Origin of the sequence: Sphingobium sp. KCTC 72723 (assembly GCF_014280435.1) — a bacterium.
Classification (GTDB): Bacteria; Pseudomonadota; Alphaproteobacteria; order Sphingomonadales; family Sphingomonadaceae; genus Sphingobium.
The window spans coordinates 3,187,893-3,205,525 of sequence record NZ_CP060388.1; the positions used below are offsets into that span (position 1 = coordinate 3,187,893).

Consider the following 17,633-nt stretch of genomic DNA (forward strand, 5'->3'; position numbering starts at 1 on the left):
GGGGGTGGGCTTGCAACGCCAGCCCCCCGCACGACAGCGGAGCCAAGACATGACCAACCCCTTCGACCTTTCCGGCAAAGTCGCCATCGTCACCGGCGCGAACACTGGCATCGGGCAAGCCATCGCGCTCTCGCTGGCACAGGCAGGCGCGGACATCGCCGCCGTGGGCCGGACGCCCGCGACCGAAACGGTGGAGAAAGTCCGCGCACTGGGCCGCAAGGCGCAGATCGTCTCGGCTGACCTCTCGACCATCGCACCCGTCCAGCGCGTCGTCGACGAAACGCTGGAGACGCTGGGCGGCCTCGACCTCCTCGTCAACAATGCCGGGATCATCCGCCGCGCCGACAGCGTGGACTTCACGGAAGAAGACTGGGACGCGGTGATCGACACCAATTTGAAGGTGCTGTTCTTCCTTTGTCAGGCGGCGGGTCGCCACATGATCGCCCAAGGCAGCGGCAAGATCGTCAACATCGCCTCGCTCCTCTCCTTCCAGGGCGGCATCCGCGTCCCCAGCTACACCGCGTCGAAAAGCGGTGTCGCGGGCCTGACCAAGCTGCTGGCCAACGAATGGTCGGCCAGGGGCATCAACGTCAACGCCATTGCGCCCGGCTATATCGCCACCAACAACACCGCCGCGCTGCAAGCCGACGAGACGCGCAACCGCCAGATCCAGGAACGCATCCCCGCAGGCCGCTGGGGCGACCCAAGCGACATCGGCGGCGCGGCGGTATTCCTCTCCTCCAGCGCCGCCAGCTACATCCACGGCCACACGCTGGCCGTCGATGGCGGATGGCTCGCGCGGTAAAACACCGACCGACCGAACGGAGAGGGCGCAAAGCCCCCCGCCCCAAACCACAGGAGGATGGATGCCCGACTTCGACAGGCGTATGCTGATCGGCGCGGTGGCCGGGCTGGTCCCCGCCGCGATCGCAACAGCGGCACCATCCGCCGATCCGGTCGTCCGCACCCGTCATGGTCGCATCCGGGGTGTGCGGGAAGGCGGGCTGCATATATTTCGCGGCGTGCGCTACGGCCAGGACACCGCGCCTCGTCGCTTTCAACCGCCGTTGCCGCCGCAACCCTGGCAGGGCATTGCCGACGCGACCCGCTTCGCGCCATCCTGCCCGCAGCGGGCCACGGTGGGCGCGACCAGCGAGGATTGCCTGTTCCTCAACATCTGGACGCCGGGAACGGAGCGGAACGCCAAGCGCCCGGTGATGCTCTATATCCATGGCGGCGCCTATTCCAATGGCAGCGTGGTCGATCCGCTGAACGATGGACGGCATCTGGCGGCGGCGGGCGATGTGGTCGTCGTCACGGTCAACCATCGGCTCAATGCGCTGGGCTATCTCTATCTCGCCCGGCTCGACTCGCGCTTTGCCGATAGCGGCAATGCGGGGCAACTGGACCTGATATTGGCGCTCCGCTGGGTGCGGGACAATATCGCGGCGTTCGGGGGTGATCCGGGCAATATATTGGTGTTCGGCCAGTCGGGCGGCGGGGCGAAGATTGCCACGATGATGGCGATGCCCGCCGCGCGCGGCCTGTTCCATCGCGCCATCACCATGAGCGGGCAGCAAGTGACGGCCAGCGGCCCGATCAATGCGTCGCGCCGGACGGCGGCCTATCTCGACAGGCTGGGGGTGACGCCGGACGCGCTGCCGACCATGCCGGTCGAACGGCTGATCGAGGGGCTGGCCGCGACCGACCCGATATTGGGCGGCGGCGTCTATATGGGGCCAGTGCTGGACATGCGGTCGCTGGAACGGCATCCCTTCTGGCCCGACGCGCCAGGCCAGAGCAACGCGATCCCGATGGTGCTGGGCAATACATTGGACGAAACGCGCGCCTTCATCGACCCGGACGGGCCGCTGATCCGCGATCTGGACTGGGGCAATCTGGCGGCACGGATGGCGGGCGAGTTGCGCATCGACCTGTCGCCCGAATGGATCGTCGCGCAATATCGCGCGCGCTTTCCCGACTGGTCGGCGGAACGGATTTTCTATGCCGCGACCACGGCGGGGCGCAGCTGGCCGGGGCAGGTGATAGAGGCCGAAGCGCGGGCGCGGGCCGATGCGCCGACCTGGGCCTATCAGGTCGATTTCCAGTCGCCGACCCAGCCAAGGCGCGGCGCGCCCCACACGATGGACATTGCGCTGGCGTTCGGCACGCTGGATGCGGCGGGTTCCTATACCGGCACGGGCGCGGGCGCGCGGGCGGCGAGCGCGGCGATGATGGCGCGTTTCATTGCCTTTGCGCGCGCCGGAACCCCTGATCCGGCAGGAATGGAAGCCTGGCCGCAATATCGGATGGACCGGCGGGCGACGATGATTTTCGACGCGCGCAGCCATGTGCAGGACGACCCAAGAAGCTGGGAACGCACGCTTTTTGCGCGCGCGCCCTATATCCAGCCGGGCAGCTGAGGCAGGGTCGCCGGCAGCGGAACTTTACGAAGTTCGTCCATATCGCCCATGGAAAGTTTATGCGCCTGTTTTCGCCGACGCCAGCGCAGGGCTGGGTCGGGGGCAAGGAGGCTGACGATGGGAAGGGACCGGAGCCGAATGTCGCAGCGGTTGAGGGGGTAGGACAGGGCGCGCAGGCCGGAGCGCAGGTTGATCAATGCCGATCATTTATCCGATGGTTCGTCGCGCGCTCAATCGGATGTTGTTGGAGTGTAGCTGATTGTCGTAAATTGGCCGATTTCGGAATGTCGCCTTACCGTCGGGTAAGAGGGGATAGCCGCCGGTCCTCTTTAAGGCAGGCGACACGAGCGTGAGCGGAAATAGCTGCCTGTCGCCCACCGACCATTTTTGGACGGTGGCAATTCACTTTCACGCTCCCTAAACCTGCCGTTTGCGACGATCACTCTGGAGTAGCGACAGTGGACGATGGGCAGTGGGCTGAGTTGTGTGGCGGCTATCGAATACCTTATGATCCGCGAGGCGCAATCAGCAGATTAAACAGCGACGATACCGAGGCAGCATGGGCTGAACTTTGGCAAGAACTGTATCATCAAGGCGATGTGGGAGAGGCATCATATGCTGCTGTGCCGATGCTCGCGGAGATGCACGAAGTGCGGGGCGTTGCCGATTGGAATACATACGCCATAGCCGCGACTATCGAGGAAGCACGCCAGATGTCGCACAATCCTATCGTGCCTGACTGGCTGTTTGATGATTACAACGGCGCTTGGAAGAAGTTGCAAACGCTGGCTTCAACCGATTTACCAAGGGCGACCGATAGCGAGTTGGTAGACAGCATCCTTGCCGTGCTGGCCTTTGGGAAAGGCCGCATCACCCTCGGCCGCATGGCAATGTTGGCAGATGACGAACGCACGGAACTATTGGATGGAAGCGGTTTCGGCTAATGTCCGCTAAACGCGTATTCTCGCCATAACCTGCCGTTCCGCAAACCACCCGTCAGCGTCGTTCTCGCGTTCGATTTCATGCGGATAAAGACCGGACCGGCAGCAACGGCGCGAATCGCTACGTATTTGACCCGGCCAAATCGCCAGGAGGGTGGATTGGGGACTGTCTGCTTCGGAGGACGTGCGGTCCAATAGCTGTCATAATGAGGTGACGGAAACCCCTGTATTTGGGGTTTTCGCGCATTCGTCCAATCCGACAGTGTTTATCGGGCATCAAGTCGTCATGGAAGGAGCGGCTTTCAAGCGTGGAAAAACGTGTGCGACAATTATGTGATTGCCGTCTATTGCTAAATGTTGGACATCTGAATGAAATAATCCTTGTCAACATTTTCGAAAATTGGTTTCCCACGATAAAGATCAAGTGCTTTCGATTCTTCACCTTCGTACCTAAATTTTCTTATGTATGGCGGTTTTGGTAACCTCTTTTCGATCCCGGTCGTCACGGCGACATCGGTGATTTCGACTGATATCCGTTTCAATTTTACGCCTGGGCCGAAGGTCACGGCAAGGTTTACAGGATCGACGCGTTCCACAGATGTGGCGTCCTTAATGTCGCGAAATGCGACTAGCAGCGGGTAGAATTTGGGAGGCAGGTCCAACCGCACGCGCGCACGCTTGGCTTTCTCGCGCACTGTCATCAAGTCGCGGCCCTCAACGACTATATTTGCGTTCGCCACCGCTCCCGCACGTAACGCGTCCGGAATCAGGTGCACCTGGTAGGCTGCGGCATCGCCCGCTGCGCCATCCGCGCCTCGCAACAGTGCAAAGAGTGTCCTACCATCCGGCAAGTCCACCGCCACAGCCTCACCCCCTAGTTTGTATTGAATCCCTGACACATCGCCCCAACTCTTACCCTTATGCACTTCGGTTTCCACAACCGAACTGCCTGTGCCTAGGCCAGAGGGCGTTTCCACCTCCACCGTGATCTTCTGCCGGAGCCTATCAGACGGAAAGATCGAGCCGCATCCGGCAAGCAACGTTGCTGTTCCGTTCGCGAACAGGCCAAGCAATGTCCGCCGTGCCATCTTGTCGCTATCCCAATCGTTCATCCAATTCCGCCTACAAATTCAATGCCAGTCATGTAGCCGGATTTTCTTAAGAAACGGGCGATATGGCGACAAACAGGTGTTTTCCGTCATCGTCCGCTTTCGAGCGTCACGAATTTGCGCATGACTATCTGCTATTGGTCGGCGGCCGACCGTCTGCTTTTCTAACGCCTGAACCTGAACGAATGACCGCTTCCAAGAAGCAGAAATCGCCCTCTGAACGGCGACAAGTGGCGCAAAGTTGCCCTTTGGAAATCACATATTTGCCGTGCAGCGTTTGCAACGCTGAAAAATGCCGCTGCCATTCCCATGCCCATGTCCGAGAAACATCGTCGCATTGCTACAATGCGCGAAAACCGCATGGTCGGGGTTTTCCGTCACCATGATGACACCGCGCTGTCACAGGTTGCCAGTCATCTGCCCACGCCAACGCCGCATGGCTTTGCTGCGCGCGTAATGACGGGGATGAATGATGCTAAAGGTTTAGCCAGACCCTTTCCCATCCTGTCCTTCATCCCCAACCGCCGCCCAGCGCACGAAACAGATCGACCTGCGCGAAGCCCACGGCGCGGTCGGCGCTGGCCAGGTCGGCGTCGGCCGCCGCCTGCGTCCGCAGCGCGTCGAGCAGCGTGAGGAAGTCGATCCGCCCTTCGCGCTGACGGGCCATGCCGATGCGCGCGGCGCGGGCGGCAGAATCGCGGGCGGAACGCAGCGTCTGGCGGCGGTCGAGCGCATGGGCGTAGGTCGACAGCGCAGTTTCGGTTTCCTCCAGCGCGACCAGTACGGTGCCGTCGAAACTGGCGAGCGAGGCCGCACTGTCCGCCCGTGCCACGGCGATGCGCGCGCGGTTAGCTTCCTGGTTGGGGAAGGCCCAATTGATGAGCGGACCCAGCAGGAAGTTGAGCGGCCCGCCGCCCAATATGTCGCCGCCGCCGATCGCCGTGGTGCCGATCGACCCGCCCAGCGTGATGCGGGGATAAAGGTCCGCCGTGGCGACGCCGATGCGGGCCGTGTCCGCCGCCAGCCGCCGTTCGGCCGCGCGCACGTCTGGCCGCCGGGCGAGCAGCGCCTGCCCGTCGCCGACCGGGATGGGTTGGGTCAGGTCGGGGACTTTGCCCTGCGTCGTCACGGCATCGGGCAATTGTTGCGGCGTGCGTCCGGTCAGCGTGGCGATACGGAACAGGGCAGCATTGCGATCCGCCATCAGCGTGGGGATCAGCGCCTTTTGCTGGTCGCGCAATGTCGTGACGCGGATCACGTCCAGCCGGTCGGACCGGCCCGCGTCGAAACGGGCAGTGGTAATGCGAGTTGTCTTGTCGAGCAGATCGACAGTTTCCTGCGCCACGGCAATGCGCCGGGCCGAAGCGGTCGCATCCACATAGGCGCGCACCGTGTCGGCGACGACGGCGACGCTCACGGCGTCGGCATCCGCAGCGGCGGCATCCGCGTCGCCGCGCGCCGCTTCCACGCCGCGCTTCACCCGGCCGAACAGGTCGAGTTCATAGGCGACGTCAAGGCCCGCATCGACGCTCCAGTTTTCCCGGTCCATGCCGGGCAGCGTCTGGCTTTCCGACACGCGGCCATAGCCGGGCGACGCGGTCATGCTGGTGCGGGGCAGGCGGTCGGCGCGCGCGCCGCGCAGGGATGCCCGCGCCCGTTCCAGCCGGGCGACCGCGACGCGGATGTCGGTATTGGCGGCCAGTGCATCGCGCACCAGCCCGTCGAGCAGCGGATCGTCATAGAGCCGCCACCAGTGGTCGTCGGCAGGCGCAGTGCTGACGACCGGGGTCGCCGCGCCGATGAACGCGCCGGTGGCAGTCGTCGGCGTGGCGGGTGCGCGATAGTCCGGCCCGGCGGCGCAGGCGGTCAGCGCCGATCCGGCAAGGAGGAGAGCAAGGAAATTGCGTGTCATCTTATCTGTCCTATTGCGCCGGTTGCAGCGTGGCGGGCGCTTCGCCTGCCGGGCGACGGCGGGAGAAGCGGTCGCCCAATGCGCGGCACACGACGTAGAAAGTGGGAGTGAACAGCAGGCCGAAAGCGGTCACGCCAGCCATGCCGAAGAATACGGCGGTGCCGAGCGCCTGCCGCAATTCCGCGCCTGCCCCTTGCGCGATCACCAGAGGCACTGCGCCCAGAATGAAGGCGAGGCTGGTCATCAAGATGGGACGCAGGCGGGTTTGCGCGGCTTCCACGGCGGCTTCGATAGCCGAAAGTCCGCGTTCCTCCTCCGCCTGCTTGGCAAATTCCACCACCAGAATGGCATTCTTCGCCGCCAATGCGATCAGCACGACCAGCCCGATCTGCGTCAGGATATTATTATCCATGCCGCGCAGGTTGACGCCCAGCATGGCCGCGAACAGGCACATCGGCACGATCAGGATGATCGATAGCGGCAGCGTGAGGCTTTCATATTGCGCCGCCAAGACGAGGAACACGAAGAACACGGCCATGGCGAACACGATGCCAGCGGTGTTGCCCGCCATCACCTGCTGATAGGCGACGCCGGTCCATTCGCTGCCATAACCAGATGGCAAATTGTCGGTGGCGAGCTTTTCCATGGTCGCAAGCGACTGGCCCGACGAATAGCCCGGCGCGGTGTCGCCGTCGATTTCCACGGCAGGCAGCAGGTTGTAGCGCACGACGCGATACGGCCCGGTCTTGTCCTGAAAAGTCGATACTGCGCCCAGCGGCACCATCTGCCCGCTGTTGGAACGGGTTTTTAGGTTGGCGATGTCGGCCACCGACCCGCGATGGTTGGCGTCCGCCTGCGCCGTCACGCGATAGGTGCGGCCCAACAGGTTGAAGTCGTTGACGAAAGCGGAACCGAGATAGACCTGCATCGCTTCGAACACGCGCTCTGGCGGCACGCCGAGCAGGTCGGCCTTGCGCCGGTCCACATCGGCGAACACGCGCGGGGTGGCGACGTCGAACAATGTGTAGATCTGCGCCAGGCCGGGTGTCTGGTTGGCCTTGGCAATCAAATCCTGACCGACCGTGTTGAGCGCGGCGTAACCGCGATCTTCCCGGTCCTGCACCATCAGGCGATATCCGCCCGCCGAACCGATACCCTGAATGAGCGGCGGCGGCACCAGCAGGATGCGCGCCTTGTCATAGCCCGCGACCGCCTTGTTCGCCTGTTCCATGATCCCGGCATAGGTGACACCTTCCTTCTTGCGTTCGGCAAAGGTGTTGAAGGGAAAGTAGATCGCGGCACTGTTGGGCGCCTGCGTCTGCGACGGGCCATGGAAGCCGGCGAACATCACCGCGCCGCGCAAGCCCTTGATCGGCAGGATCTTCTCCGCCACTTCGCGCGTCACCTTGTCCGTGCGTTCGAGCGACGCACCCGACGGCAATTGCACCACGGCCAGGAAATAGCCCTGATCCTGCGACGGGATGAAACCGCCGGGCGTGACCCAGAACAGGGCGATGGTCGCCATGATCAGGCCCGCATAGGTCAGCAGCATCTTTTTGGGCCGGGCGACGAGGAAGCGGGTGAGGCGGCCATAGCCGTTGCTCAGCCGATCGAAGCCATGGTTGAAGCCATCGACCAGCACGCCCGCCTTCTGCCGCCAGAGCGGATCGCCGCTGCGGTCGCGCGGGCCATGCTTGGCCCGAAGCAACAGGGCGGCGGCGGCGGGCGACAGCGTGAGCGAGAGGATAAGCGAAATCACCGTCGCCGTAGAGATGGTAACTGCGAACTGCTGGTAGAAAGCGCCCGAAATGCCCGTGATGAACAGGGTCGGCACGAACACCGCGCACAGCACCAGCACGATGGCGACCAGCGCGGTCGACACTTCGTCCATTGACACGCGCGCCGCCTCCAGCGGGGTCATGCCATGCTCGATATTGCGCTCGACATTTTCGACCACGACGATGGCGTCATCGACCACGATGCCGATCGCCAGCACCAGCCCGAACAGCGACAGGTTGTTGAGGCTGTAACCCAGCCCCGCCAATATGGCCGCCGTGCCGATCAGGGACACGGGAATGGCAATGATCGGGATGACCGCCGCACGCCAGTTTTGCAAAAAGACGAGGATGACGAGGACGACCAGCAGCACCGCTTCGATCAAGGTCTGGTAAACCGCGTCGATCGACTGGCTGATAAATTCGGTCGGGTTGTAGATGACGCTATATTCCAGCCCCTTGGGGAAGCGGGCGGACATCTGGTCCATCTGCGCCTTCACCTTTTCCGCCGCGTCCAGCGCGTTGGAGCCGGGGCGCTGCATCACCGCGATGACTACGGTGGGGTTGCCCGACAGGTAGGTGTTGACGCCATAATCCTGCGCGCCCAGCTCGACACGGGCGACGTCGCTGACGCGGACCTGATGGCCGTCGGCGTCGGTGCGGATGACGATATTGGCGAACTGCGCGGGTTCGTTCAACCGACCCTGCATCTCGATGCCAAGCTGGAAGGCTTCACCGCGATCATAGGGGGGCTGGCCAATCGACCCGGCCGATACCTGGACGTTCTGCGCGCGCAGGGCAGCGACGATTTCACCCGCCGTCAGGTCACGCGCGGCGGCACGATCCGGGTCGATCCAGATGCGCATGGCATAGTCGCGCGCGCCAAACAGCTGCACATCGCCCACGCCGTCCAGCCGCGCCAGCCGGTCGCGCACCTGCGTCAACGCATAGTTGGACAGGTAATCGCGGTCGAACGTGCCGTCGGGCGACTGGAGGTTGACGACCATCAGAAATTCGGGCGTCGTCTTGCGCGTGATGACGCCCAGACGCTGCACTTCCTCCGGCAGTCGCGGGGTGGCCACGGCGACGCGGTTCTGCACCAGCACCTGCGCGGCGTCCAGATCAGTGCCGACCTTGAACGTGACGGTGATCGTCACGCGCCCGTCGCCAGTGGACTGGCTACTCTGATACAGCATGTCGTCCACGCCGTTGATTTCCTGCTCGATCGGCGCGGCGACGGTGGAGGCGACGGTTTCGGCGGACGCGCCGGGATATTGGGCAGACACCGTGACCGTGGGCGGCACGATGTCGGGATATTGCGACACGGGCAGCCCGAAAAAGGCAATCGCGCCGACGACGGTGATGATCACCGCGATGACGGCGGCAAAGATCGGCCGGTCGATGAAGAAGCGGGATAGGCGCATCGGACATGTCCTAGATGGCGTGAAAAGGGGCGCGCGATCCGGCAGGGATCACGAGAATTGACTTAGCCCCTCTCCTTCAGGGGAGGGGTTGGGGTGAGGGCTTGCGACAGACGCAATGCTATCTGGCCGGCCCCGACCCAATGAGGGGGTTACCGCGCGAAGGTGGCCTGTGCAGCCGCTGGCGCTGCGCCGTCCACCGGCGTTACCGGCGGGGGTGTCGGCGTGATGCGGGCAGGGCGGGTGGCAACCTTTGCGCCCGGCATCGCGGCCTGCGCATTGGTCACGACCACCCGGTCCTGCGGCGACAGGCCGGACCGAATGATGCGCAGGCCATCGACCAGCGGACCCAGTTCGACTGGCTTGGCCGACACGCTGTCATCCTTGCCCACCACCAGCACCGTCTTGCGCGCCTGATCGGACTGGATCGCGTCGTCGGGGACCAGCAGGGCATTGACCTTGCCGCCATTGGCCAGTCGCATATTGCCGAACAGGCCGGGGGCCAGGAATTTCGCGGGATTGGCGAAGACGGCGCGCACGCGAATGGTGCCGGATCGGGGGTCCAGACCATTGTCGGTAAAGTCCAGCTTACCCTTCCAGCGATAGTCGCTTTCATCCTGCAACCGCACTTCGACTGCGCCGTCCGTCCCGCCATCGCGCTGCGATTTCAGGTAAAGCGCTTCGGACGCATCGAAGTTGAAATAAATGGGGTCGAGCCGGTTCACGGTGGTCAGCAATGTCGCGCCAGCGCCTTCCGCAGCGGAAACGAGATTGCCCACATCCACGCGCCGGTCGGACACGCGGCCCGCAATCGGCGCGCGCACCTGCGTAAACTCCACATCCAGCGCGCGTTGCCTCTCGCGCGCCTGCGCCCCTGCCAGTGCGGCCTGCGCAGCTTGCAGGCGGGATCGCAGCGCATCGACTTCGCTGGCGGACACCGCTTCGTCGCCGGTCAGGCGCTGGACCCGGCCATAGTCGTTCTGCGCCAGCAGCATGGCACTGCGTGCGCTGGCGACATTGGCGTGCGCTTCGGCCAGCGCCGCGCGGAACGGGCGGCTGTCGATGGTGAATAGCAACTGGCCGCGCCCCACCGTGTCGCCATCGCGGAAATGAATGGCCGTCACCGCACCCGACACGCGCGGGCGGATTTCCACGCTCTGGCTGGGGGCGAAGCGGCCGACATAATCGTCCCACTGCGTGACGGCGCGTTGCAGCGGGGCGGACACACCGACCGATGCGATGGTGGCGGCGGCGGCCTGCGCGTGCGGGCGATCGACCAGTTTCCACACCACCCCGCCTGCAACGACAAGGGCAATGAGCGCCAGCGCGCCATGCCGCCTGCGCCGGCGCGTGATGGGGGTGGCGTTGCGGCTATCGGTATCGATGGGGGCGAGCATGTTCATGCAAAACTCCGGGTCTTGGGCGCGCCGCGCACGGCGCCGATGAAGGCAAGCAGCCGTTCGAGATGGGATTCGGTAAAGCCTGCGGCGTGGAAGGCGGCGATGCGCGCGGGGTGCAGCGCATGGCCACGATGCCACCCTTCGACTGCGATATGGCGCAACGCTTCGAGCCGCGCGCTGGCCAGCACCGGGCTGGGCCGGTCGCCGAAGATCAGCCGGTGCAGCCGCGTCCAGCGCCCCGGCGGGCGCAGCGATGCCATAGTGTCGCGCCGCGCAAGATGCACCACCTGCCATTCCAGCAGCGAGAAATCGGCCACGGTGGCGGCGGGGGCGGGGGCCAACACCGGCGCGAAACCGGCCGATCCGCCCTCTGCAATGGCATTGAATGAAAGATAGGCCATGACATAAGTCCCCTGTTGCATGGCGCAGCCGAACGCGGGCGGCGCGTGGGCACACGCCGCGCGGACGCTGTCCGGCTGCCAATGATGAAATCTGGACGAGACGGCGCGACCGCAGCGCGCATAGGCGTTACGGGGCATCGGCCCTGTCGGGTGATGATGAAGTCGATGCTGAAGCCAGAGCCGCGCCCGCTTATATGCGGGCTACTGCGCCTTGGTGGTCAGCCACGATCCCTGTTGATGTGACGCTGCATTCGACCTCCATGGGGGAAGCCCCCGCCGAATTAACTACTATGCGGTATATAAAGCGATGCTGCGCCGCGTCAACCGCTATTTCATACCGATCGGTATTTTAACGGAAGGAAAGCGAAAATCGCGTTCTAACGGCTCGGCCACATGGCCAATGTCGTGTCGATCAGCTGCTCCAGCCGCTCGACCGGAACCCCTGCGCCTGCCTGAACGGCCATGCCCTGGACCACGGTGGACAGGTAACAGGCCAGCGCCTGTGGCTCGACCCCTGCGGGCAGGTCGCCTTCCTTCTGCGCGCGCTCGAACCGTTCGACCATCGCCCGGTCCGACGATGCGCGGCGGGCCAGCACTTCGTCGCGGATACATTCAGCATGAGTCGTGCCGCCGACGGACGCAACGACGCCCATGCAGCCGCGCGGATCGTCGCCCCCGGTCTGGATCGCCAGCGCCCCGCGCAGCAGCCGGTCGGCCACGCCCTTGGCGGTAGGGGCGTCAAGCGCCGTCTGGACATAGCAAAGCTTGTCGCGCTCATACAGGTCGAGCGCTTTGCGGAAAAGGGCTTCCTTATTACCGAAACAGGCATAGAGGCTGGGTTTTGTGATGCCCATCGCATCGGTCAGTTCAGCGAGCGACGCACCCTCATAGCCGCGCCGCCAGAACACTTCCAGCGCAGCGGCCAGTGCCGTTTCCGGGTCGAACTCGCGCGGGCGACCTCTGGCAGGGGCGGAACAGATTTTCATACCGATCAGTATATAGGCACGTTGTCCCCCAAGTCCATAGCCTGTGCCGGGGGCTTGAGCGTCAGGGGCAAGCCGGCGGCTATGAACACGACGCGGTCGGCAAAGCGTGCCACGCCCTGATTGATGTCGCCCGCCATGTCGCGGAACCGGCGGGTCAGCGCATTGTCGGGGACGATGCCAAGGCCCACTTCGTTCGACACGAAGATCACCGGCCCCGCCGCATCCGCCACCGCCTGCGCCAGCGCGCCTAGCGCAGCGGTGGCATCGCGATCGGCAAACAGCAGGTTGGATGTCCAGAGCGTCAGGCAATCGACCAGCAGCACCGCGTCCGCCCGGCTTTCCGCCACGATGGCATCGGGCAGGTCCAGCGGCGCTTCGACCGTGCGCCAGCGCGGCCCCCGGTCGTCGCGATGCCGCGCGATACGCTGTGTCATTTCCGGGTCGAGCGCCTGCGCAGTGGCGATATAGACCAGATCGCCCGGCAACGCTTGCGCCCATGCCTGCGCAAAGCGGCTCTTGCCCGAACGCGCACCGCCCAGCACCAGCAGCGATTTTTCCCCGCGCATCACAAGCATCTCCCGTTTCCGTCATATTTCGATTGTCCTCTAGCAAGAAATTGGCAATCGGCATCCCCGGATCGACAAGCATGGGGCAATGATGTGACGGAATGGACCCTGCATGGCGGCAACCTGTCGCACGCGATGCGCGCCTTCCCCAACGCGCCCGGCCCGTGGCTGGACCTGTCCACGGGCATCAACGCCGATCCATGGCCGATTCCCGCCGATTTGGCGATCGACTGGCATCGCCTGCCTGACGCGGCGGCGCTGACGGAACTGGAACGGGCGGCGGCAACCTGTTTCGGGACGGACCCGGCGCGCGTGCTGGCGCTGCCCGGCACCGAAATGGGCCTGCGCGCGCTCGCCACACTCGGCCTGCCTGCGCCGCTGCGCCATGTCGCGCCGGGATACCGCACCCATGCGCACGCTCTTGGCGACAGCACGCCAATCGCCTTTGCCGATGTGGGGCGGACGGCCGCGCGGGGCGGCACGATCCTGCTGGCGAACCCGGCCAATCCCGACGGGCGGCTTACGACGCGCGCGGACCTGATGGCGCTGACGGAGATACTGGCCGCGCGCGCCGGGTGGCTAGTCGTGGACGAAGCCTTTGTCGACGCGCAGGATGACGCCAGCATCGTGCCGCTGCTTGGTCCCGACGCTCCAGTGATCGTCATGCGCTCCTTCGGCAAGTTTTTCGGACTGGCCGGCGTCAGGCTGGGCTTTGCGATCGGGCCAGTCGCGCTGATCGCGCGGTGGCGCGCGATGCTGGGCAGTTGGCCGCTGTCCGCCGCCGCAATCGCCATCGGCACGGCGGCCTATCGCGATACCGACTGGATCGCAGCAACCCGCCTGCGACTGGTCGATCGCGCCGCCGCGCTGGACACGATGCTGGCGCGCCACGGCCTTGCCGCGACAGGCGCCTCGCCCTTATTCAGGCTCATCGACGGTGAAGCTGCGGCGCTGTTCGCCCATCTCGCGCGGCAGGGCATATTGACTCGCCCGTTCGATTATGACCCGCGCTGGCTGCGATTGGGTGTGCCAGCCACGGCGCAGGATCTGAACCGGCTCGACCGGGCGCTGGCCAATGGCTGATCCGGTCGCGCTCGCCGCGCTGATGCTCGACGCGGCGGTCGGTTGGCCCGGCCCGCTCTATCGGCGGATCGGCCATCCGGTCGGGCTGTTTGCCGCGCTGATCGAACGGGGCGCGGCATGGGGCAACCGGGCAGACCAGTCCTTTGCATCGCGGCGCGCTGTGGGCATCGTCACGATCCTCGCGCTGCTGACTGTCACCGCCACCCTGTGCTGGCAGGCGCAGGCGGCGCTGGTCAACCTGCTCGGCGGTTGGGCGTGGATCGCGCTGGCCTTGCTGGCATGGCCCGCACTGGCGCAGCGCAGCCTGCACGATCATGTCCGCCCCGTCGCCGACGCGCTGGACCGGGGAGACCTGCCCGGCGCGCGGAAGGCGGTCGGCATGATCGTCGGGCGCGACACGGCGGCGCTGGACGAAGCGGGCGTGGCGCGCGCGGCGATAGAGAGCCTGGCCGAAAGCTTCTGCGACGGCGTGGCCGCGCCCTTGTTCTGGCTGCTGACCTTCGGCCTGCCGGGTGTCTGGTGTTACAAGGCGATCAACACCGCCGACAGCCTGATCGGCCACCGCGAACCGCAATGGCGCGCCTTTGGCTGGGCAGCGGCGCGCATCGACGACATTGCCAACCTGCTGCCTGCGCGTCTGGGTAGCGGGATTTTGTGCCTCGCCGGGATGGGCGGATGGCGGGTGATGGCGCGCGACCATGGCAGGCACGCCTCGCCCAATGCAGGCTGGACGGAAGCGGCAATGGCGGGCGCGCTGAACCTGCGGCTCGCCGGGCCGATCGCCTATGATGGCGTGGTGGCGGACAAGCCGTGGATCGGGTCCGGCCGGGTCGAGGCCAATGCTGCCGACATTCGCCGCGCCCTGCGCCTCTATCGCCGCGCCTGCCTGATCCTGTGGGGCGTGGCGGCGGCGGTCTGGCTTATCTGACCGCCGCAAGCGCCAGCAGCGCGACTTCGACCAGTTCGATCCCCGCGCCATGGCCATCGCCCGATATGCCGCCGATCCGTTGCCTGATCCAAAGCGCCCACAGCGCGATCAGGACCGGCGTGGCCAGCAACATGGGCATGGTCCAGCTACAGCCCAGCAGAACCGCACCCCAAAGCAGGATGTGCCGCACGCCAATCGCAGCGCTGAACCGCGCCCCCAGCCCCTCATGCAATGGCGGCAGCCAGCGCGCCCAAGCGAGCGGCCCGATCCGCGCGGCAAAGGGGATGAGCAGCAGCGGCAGGATCATGCCACGCTCCAGCAGCGCATGAAGCAACACCAGCTTGGCGATCAAAAGCAGCATGATCGCCACCACGCCAAAGCTGCCCACATGCGGATCAGCCAGCACCGCGCGCAATCGGGCGGGATCGCGATGCCCCGCGCCGACAGCATCGGCCAGGTCCGCCAGCCCGTCGATATGCAGCGCGCCGGTTATCCCGACCCATGCCACCAGCACCGCAAGCGCCGCCATCCACGGATCACCGATCAGCGCCGCCACTCCTGCCAGCAACGCGCCGATGATGAAGCCGACAGCGGGAAACCAGCGCATCGACCGGGCAAATGCGCCATCATCCACCCACACCGCTGGCAACGGCAGGCGCGTCAAAAACTGCGCGGCGATGATCAGCCCCTTCATGCCCGCAACCCGACAATCTGCGCCGTCAAATTCTCGCCGCGCCACAGCCGCAGCGACAGCAGCGCCGCATAGGGCAGGTCGAAAGCGAAGGCCTGCCTATGATCGAACCCGCACAAAGCCGCCAGCGCCGCGCGCATCGCTCCGCCATGGGTCACGACCAGCGTAGCGCCATGGGGCAGCGCGTCGCACGCCGCCCCGACCCGCGCGACCAGCTCCGACCAGCGTTCGCCGCCGGGCGGGGCGTGGCCATCGGGATCGGCCCAGAACCGCCCCAGTGCCTCTGCGTCAATCTCCACCGGGGCAAGGCCGTCCCACGCCCCGAAATCCAGCTCGCGCCAGCGCGGATCGACGGTCACGCCCTTGCCGCTGGCCTGCGCGATCGCTGCCCCCGCCGCCTGCGCCCGGCACAGGTCGGACGTGACGATCCGGTCCACCGGCAACCCCTGCGCCCGCGCCACGCAGGCGGCGATCCCCGCCGCGCTCGATGGCACATCGGTCCGCCCGATCATCCGCCCCGGCACGTCCGGCGCGCCATGACGCAACAGGTGCAGCACCGCGCCGGTCACGCCGTGCGCCCCGCCACTCCGGCCTGCGCAAAGGTCGCCATCCCCTCATGCGCGGCCAGCGCGGCGCGGATCACGCCGACCGCCACCGCCGCGCCGCTCCCTTCGCCCAGCCGCATGTCGAGCGAGAGGATGGGCGTCAGGCCCAGCCGGTCGAGCAACCGCCGATGCCCCGGTTCGGCGGACACATGCCCGGCCAGACAATGATCGGTAATGGCAGGCGCGAACGCCGCCAGCGGCGCAATGGCGGCGCAGGATATGAACCCATCCAGCACCACCGGGATGCCGAGGGCGCGCGCCTGCACCACAGCACCCGCAATCGCCGCAATCTCTCGCCCGCCCAGCCGCGCCAGCATCGCGAACGGCGTGGCTGAACCATGATGCAGCGCCAGCGCATGGCTGACGACATCAACCTTGCGCGCAATGCCTGCCGCATCCACGCCCGTCCCCGGCCCGACCCATGACGCTGCATCCCCGCCAAAGGCCTGCGCGCACAGCGCCGCCGCCGCCGTCGAATTGCCGATCCCCATTTCGCCCACCACCAGCAGGTCGAGCCCCGGATCGACCGCCGCCGCGCCGATCGCCAGCGCCGCCAGACATGCGCCCTCGTCCATCGCCGGACCGGCAGTGAAGTCGGCGGTGGGCGTATCGAGGGCGATGGGATGGATCACCACCTCCATGTCCGCCGCCCGCGCCAGCGCATTGATCGCGCCGCCCCCGGCCCGGAAATTATCGACCATCGCGGCAGTCACGCTGGCGGGATAGGCGCTCACGCCATGGATGACGACACCATGATTGCCCGCAAAGATCGCCGCCCGCGCACAGGCGATCTGGGGCAGGGGCGTCCCTTGCCACCCGGCGAAGAAAATCGCGATCTCCTCCAGCAGGCCCAGCGATCCGGCGGGCTTGGTCAGTTCCGCCTGACGCGCGCGCGCCGCCGCGATGCTGCCAGCTTCCGCCACGGACAGATCGCGCAGCGCCGCATGGAACGCAGCGGGGGAGGCAAAGCCGCTCATTCCGCGACGAAGCCCGGCGGCGGGGTGCGCGTGATGAAATGCCCCTTCACCCCCTGCGGCCATTGGCCAAACGGCACCCGGCCATGTTCGCTGGCGGCATAATGGACGGCATAGTCGAGGATCGCGGTCGCCGCCTCCGTTTCCGGCGCGAACCGGCCCAGCACATAGCCGACCCGACCGGGGCCACGCAGATGCACCGTGCAATGGTCGGCGCACGCGAACAGGCACGCCATTTCCTGCACGGCGATACCGGCATAGCGCGGGTCGCTCGCCTGCACGTCCCGCAATATCTCCACCATTGCCGCACCGCCGCGCCGCCCCTGCGCATCTTCCCGCGCGTCCTTGCTGTGGCGGCATGTGTTGCAGGCGACGATGGCCGGGCCATCCTCCACGGGTTTCAGCATGATTTTCGTCC

The 17,633-nt window shown here is 65.8% G+C and carries 16 protein-coding genes; 5 read left to right on the top strand and 11 right to left on the bottom strand.

Annotated elements, in window-relative coordinates; all coding sequences use genetic code 11:
• The first annotated feature begins 49 nt into the window (after positions 1 to 49).
• From kduD to SPBM01_RS15615, 3 genes are all read left to right on the top strand, one after another.
• Positions 50 to 805: a 2-dehydro-3-deoxy-D-gluconate 5-dehydrogenase KduD gene (kduD, locus tag SPBM01_RS15605; protein ID WP_188062531.1), complete on the top strand. Its 756-nt coding sequence runs from the start codon at positions 50 to 52 to the stop codon at positions 803 to 805.
• 61 nt (positions 806 to 866) lie between these two features.
• Positions 867 to 2,423: a carboxylesterase/lipase family protein gene (locus SPBM01_RS15610; protein WP_188062532.1), complete on the top strand. Its 1,557-nt coding sequence runs from the start codon at positions 867 to 869 to the stop codon at positions 2,421 to 2,423.
• A 458-nt stretch (positions 2,424 to 2,881) separates the two neighbouring features.
• The gene (locus SPBM01_RS15615) at positions 2,882 to 3,367 is read left to right on the top strand and encodes a hypothetical protein (protein WP_188062533.1); all 486 of its coding nucleotides are present in this window, start codon (positions 2,882 to 2,884) and stop codon (positions 3,365 to 3,367) included.
• Positions 3,368 to 3,714: 347 nt separating this feature from the next.
• Here SPBM01_RS15615 and SPBM01_RS15620 read toward each other — a convergent pair whose 3' ends face one another.
• The 7 genes from SPBM01_RS15620 to cobU all read right to left on the bottom strand — a co-directional run bounded on the left by SPBM01_RS15620 (position 3,715) and on the right by cobU (position 12,943).
• Positions 3,715 to 4,476 (bottom strand): hypothetical protein, encoded by a 762-nt coding sequence (locus tag SPBM01_RS15620; RefSeq protein ID WP_188062534.1) that lies wholly within the window; start codon positions 4,474 to 4,476, stop codon positions 3,715 to 3,717.
• 508 nt (positions 4,477 to 4,984) lie between these two features.
• Entirely contained in the window at positions 4,985 to 6,385 is a 1,401-nt protein-coding gene (locus tag SPBM01_RS15625) for an efflux transporter outer membrane subunit (RefSeq protein ID WP_188062535.1), read from the bottom strand.
• A gap of 10 nt (positions 6,386 to 6,395) precedes the next feature.
• Positions 6,396 to 9,584 (bottom strand): efflux RND transporter permease subunit, encoded by a 3,189-nt coding sequence (locus SPBM01_RS15630; RefSeq protein WP_188062536.1) that lies wholly within the window; start codon positions 9,582 to 9,584, stop codon positions 6,396 to 6,398.
• 149 nt (positions 9,585 to 9,733) lie between these two features.
• Positions 9,734 to 10,984 (bottom strand): efflux RND transporter periplasmic adaptor subunit, encoded by a 1,251-nt coding sequence (locus SPBM01_RS15635; RefSeq protein WP_188062537.1) that lies wholly within the window; start codon positions 10,982 to 10,984, stop codon positions 9,734 to 9,736.
• The gene (locus SPBM01_RS15640) at positions 10,981 to 11,382 is read right to left on the bottom strand and encodes a hypothetical protein (protein ID WP_188062538.1); all 402 of its coding nucleotides are present in this window, start codon (positions 11,380 to 11,382) and stop codon (positions 10,981 to 10,983) included. The genes SPBM01_RS15635 and SPBM01_RS15640 overlap by 4 nt, the downstream gene beginning before the upstream one ends.
• 377 nt (positions 11,383 to 11,759) lie before the next feature.
• Positions 11,760 to 12,368: a TetR/AcrR family transcriptional regulator gene (locus SPBM01_RS15645; RefSeq protein ID WP_188062539.1), complete on the bottom strand. Its 609-nt coding sequence runs from the start codon at positions 12,366 to 12,368 to the stop codon at positions 11,760 to 11,762.
• A gap of 5 nt (positions 12,369 to 12,373) precedes the next feature.
• Positions 12,374 to 12,943, bottom strand: a complete 570-nt coding sequence (gene cobU / locus SPBM01_RS15650; RefSeq protein WP_262504210.1) for a bifunctional adenosylcobinamide kinase/adenosylcobinamide-phosphate guanylyltransferase — start codon at positions 12,941 to 12,943, stop codon at positions 12,374 to 12,376.
• Between the two features lie 84 nt (positions 12,944 to 13,027).
• Between cobU and SPBM01_RS15655 the strand changes: the two genes are divergently transcribed.
• A complete protein-coding gene (locus SPBM01_RS15655; RefSeq protein WP_262504211.1) occupies positions 13,028 to 14,017 on the top strand; it encodes a threonine-phosphate decarboxylase in 990 nt (329 codons plus the stop codon).
• Complete coding sequence (gene cbiB, locus SPBM01_RS15660) at positions 14,010 to 14,945, top strand: adenosylcobinamide-phosphate synthase CbiB (RefSeq protein WP_188062541.1); 936 nt, start codon at positions 14,010 to 14,012, stop codon at positions 14,943 to 14,945. The genes SPBM01_RS15655 and cbiB overlap by 8 nt, the downstream gene beginning before the upstream one ends.
• Here the strand turns inward: cbiB and cobS are convergent.
• From cobS to SPBM01_RS15680, 4 genes are read right to left on the bottom strand one after another with little or no spacing between them, the layout of a single operon-like run.
• The gene (cobS, locus tag SPBM01_RS15665) at positions 14,938 to 15,639 is read right to left on the bottom strand and encodes an adenosylcobinamide-GDP ribazoletransferase (protein WP_188062542.1); all 702 of its coding nucleotides are present in this window, start codon (positions 15,637 to 15,639) and stop codon (positions 14,938 to 14,940) included. The two genes, cbiB and cobS, sit on opposite strands and share 8 nt — an antisense overlap.
• Positions 15,636 to 16,205, bottom strand: coding sequence for a histidine phosphatase family protein (locus tag SPBM01_RS15670; RefSeq protein WP_188062543.1), 570 nt, complete (start codon positions 16,203 to 16,205; stop codon positions 15,636 to 15,638). Before SPBM01_RS15670 ends, cobS begins: the two co-directional genes overlap by 4 nt.
• Positions 16,202 to 17,218 (bottom strand): nicotinate-nucleotide--dimethylbenzimidazole phosphoribosyltransferase, encoded by a 1,017-nt coding sequence (gene cobT, locus SPBM01_RS15675; protein ID WP_188062544.1) that lies wholly within the window; start codon positions 17,216 to 17,218, stop codon positions 16,202 to 16,204. Before cobT ends, SPBM01_RS15670 begins: the two co-directional genes overlap by 4 nt.
• The gene (locus SPBM01_RS15680; RefSeq protein WP_188062545.1) at positions 17,215 to 17,622 is read right to left on the bottom strand and encodes a DUF1636 domain-containing protein; all 408 of its coding nucleotides are present in this window, start codon (positions 17,620 to 17,622) and stop codon (positions 17,215 to 17,217) included. Before SPBM01_RS15680 ends, cobT begins: the two co-directional genes overlap by 4 nt.
• Positions 17,623 to 17,633: the final 11 nt, after the last annotated feature.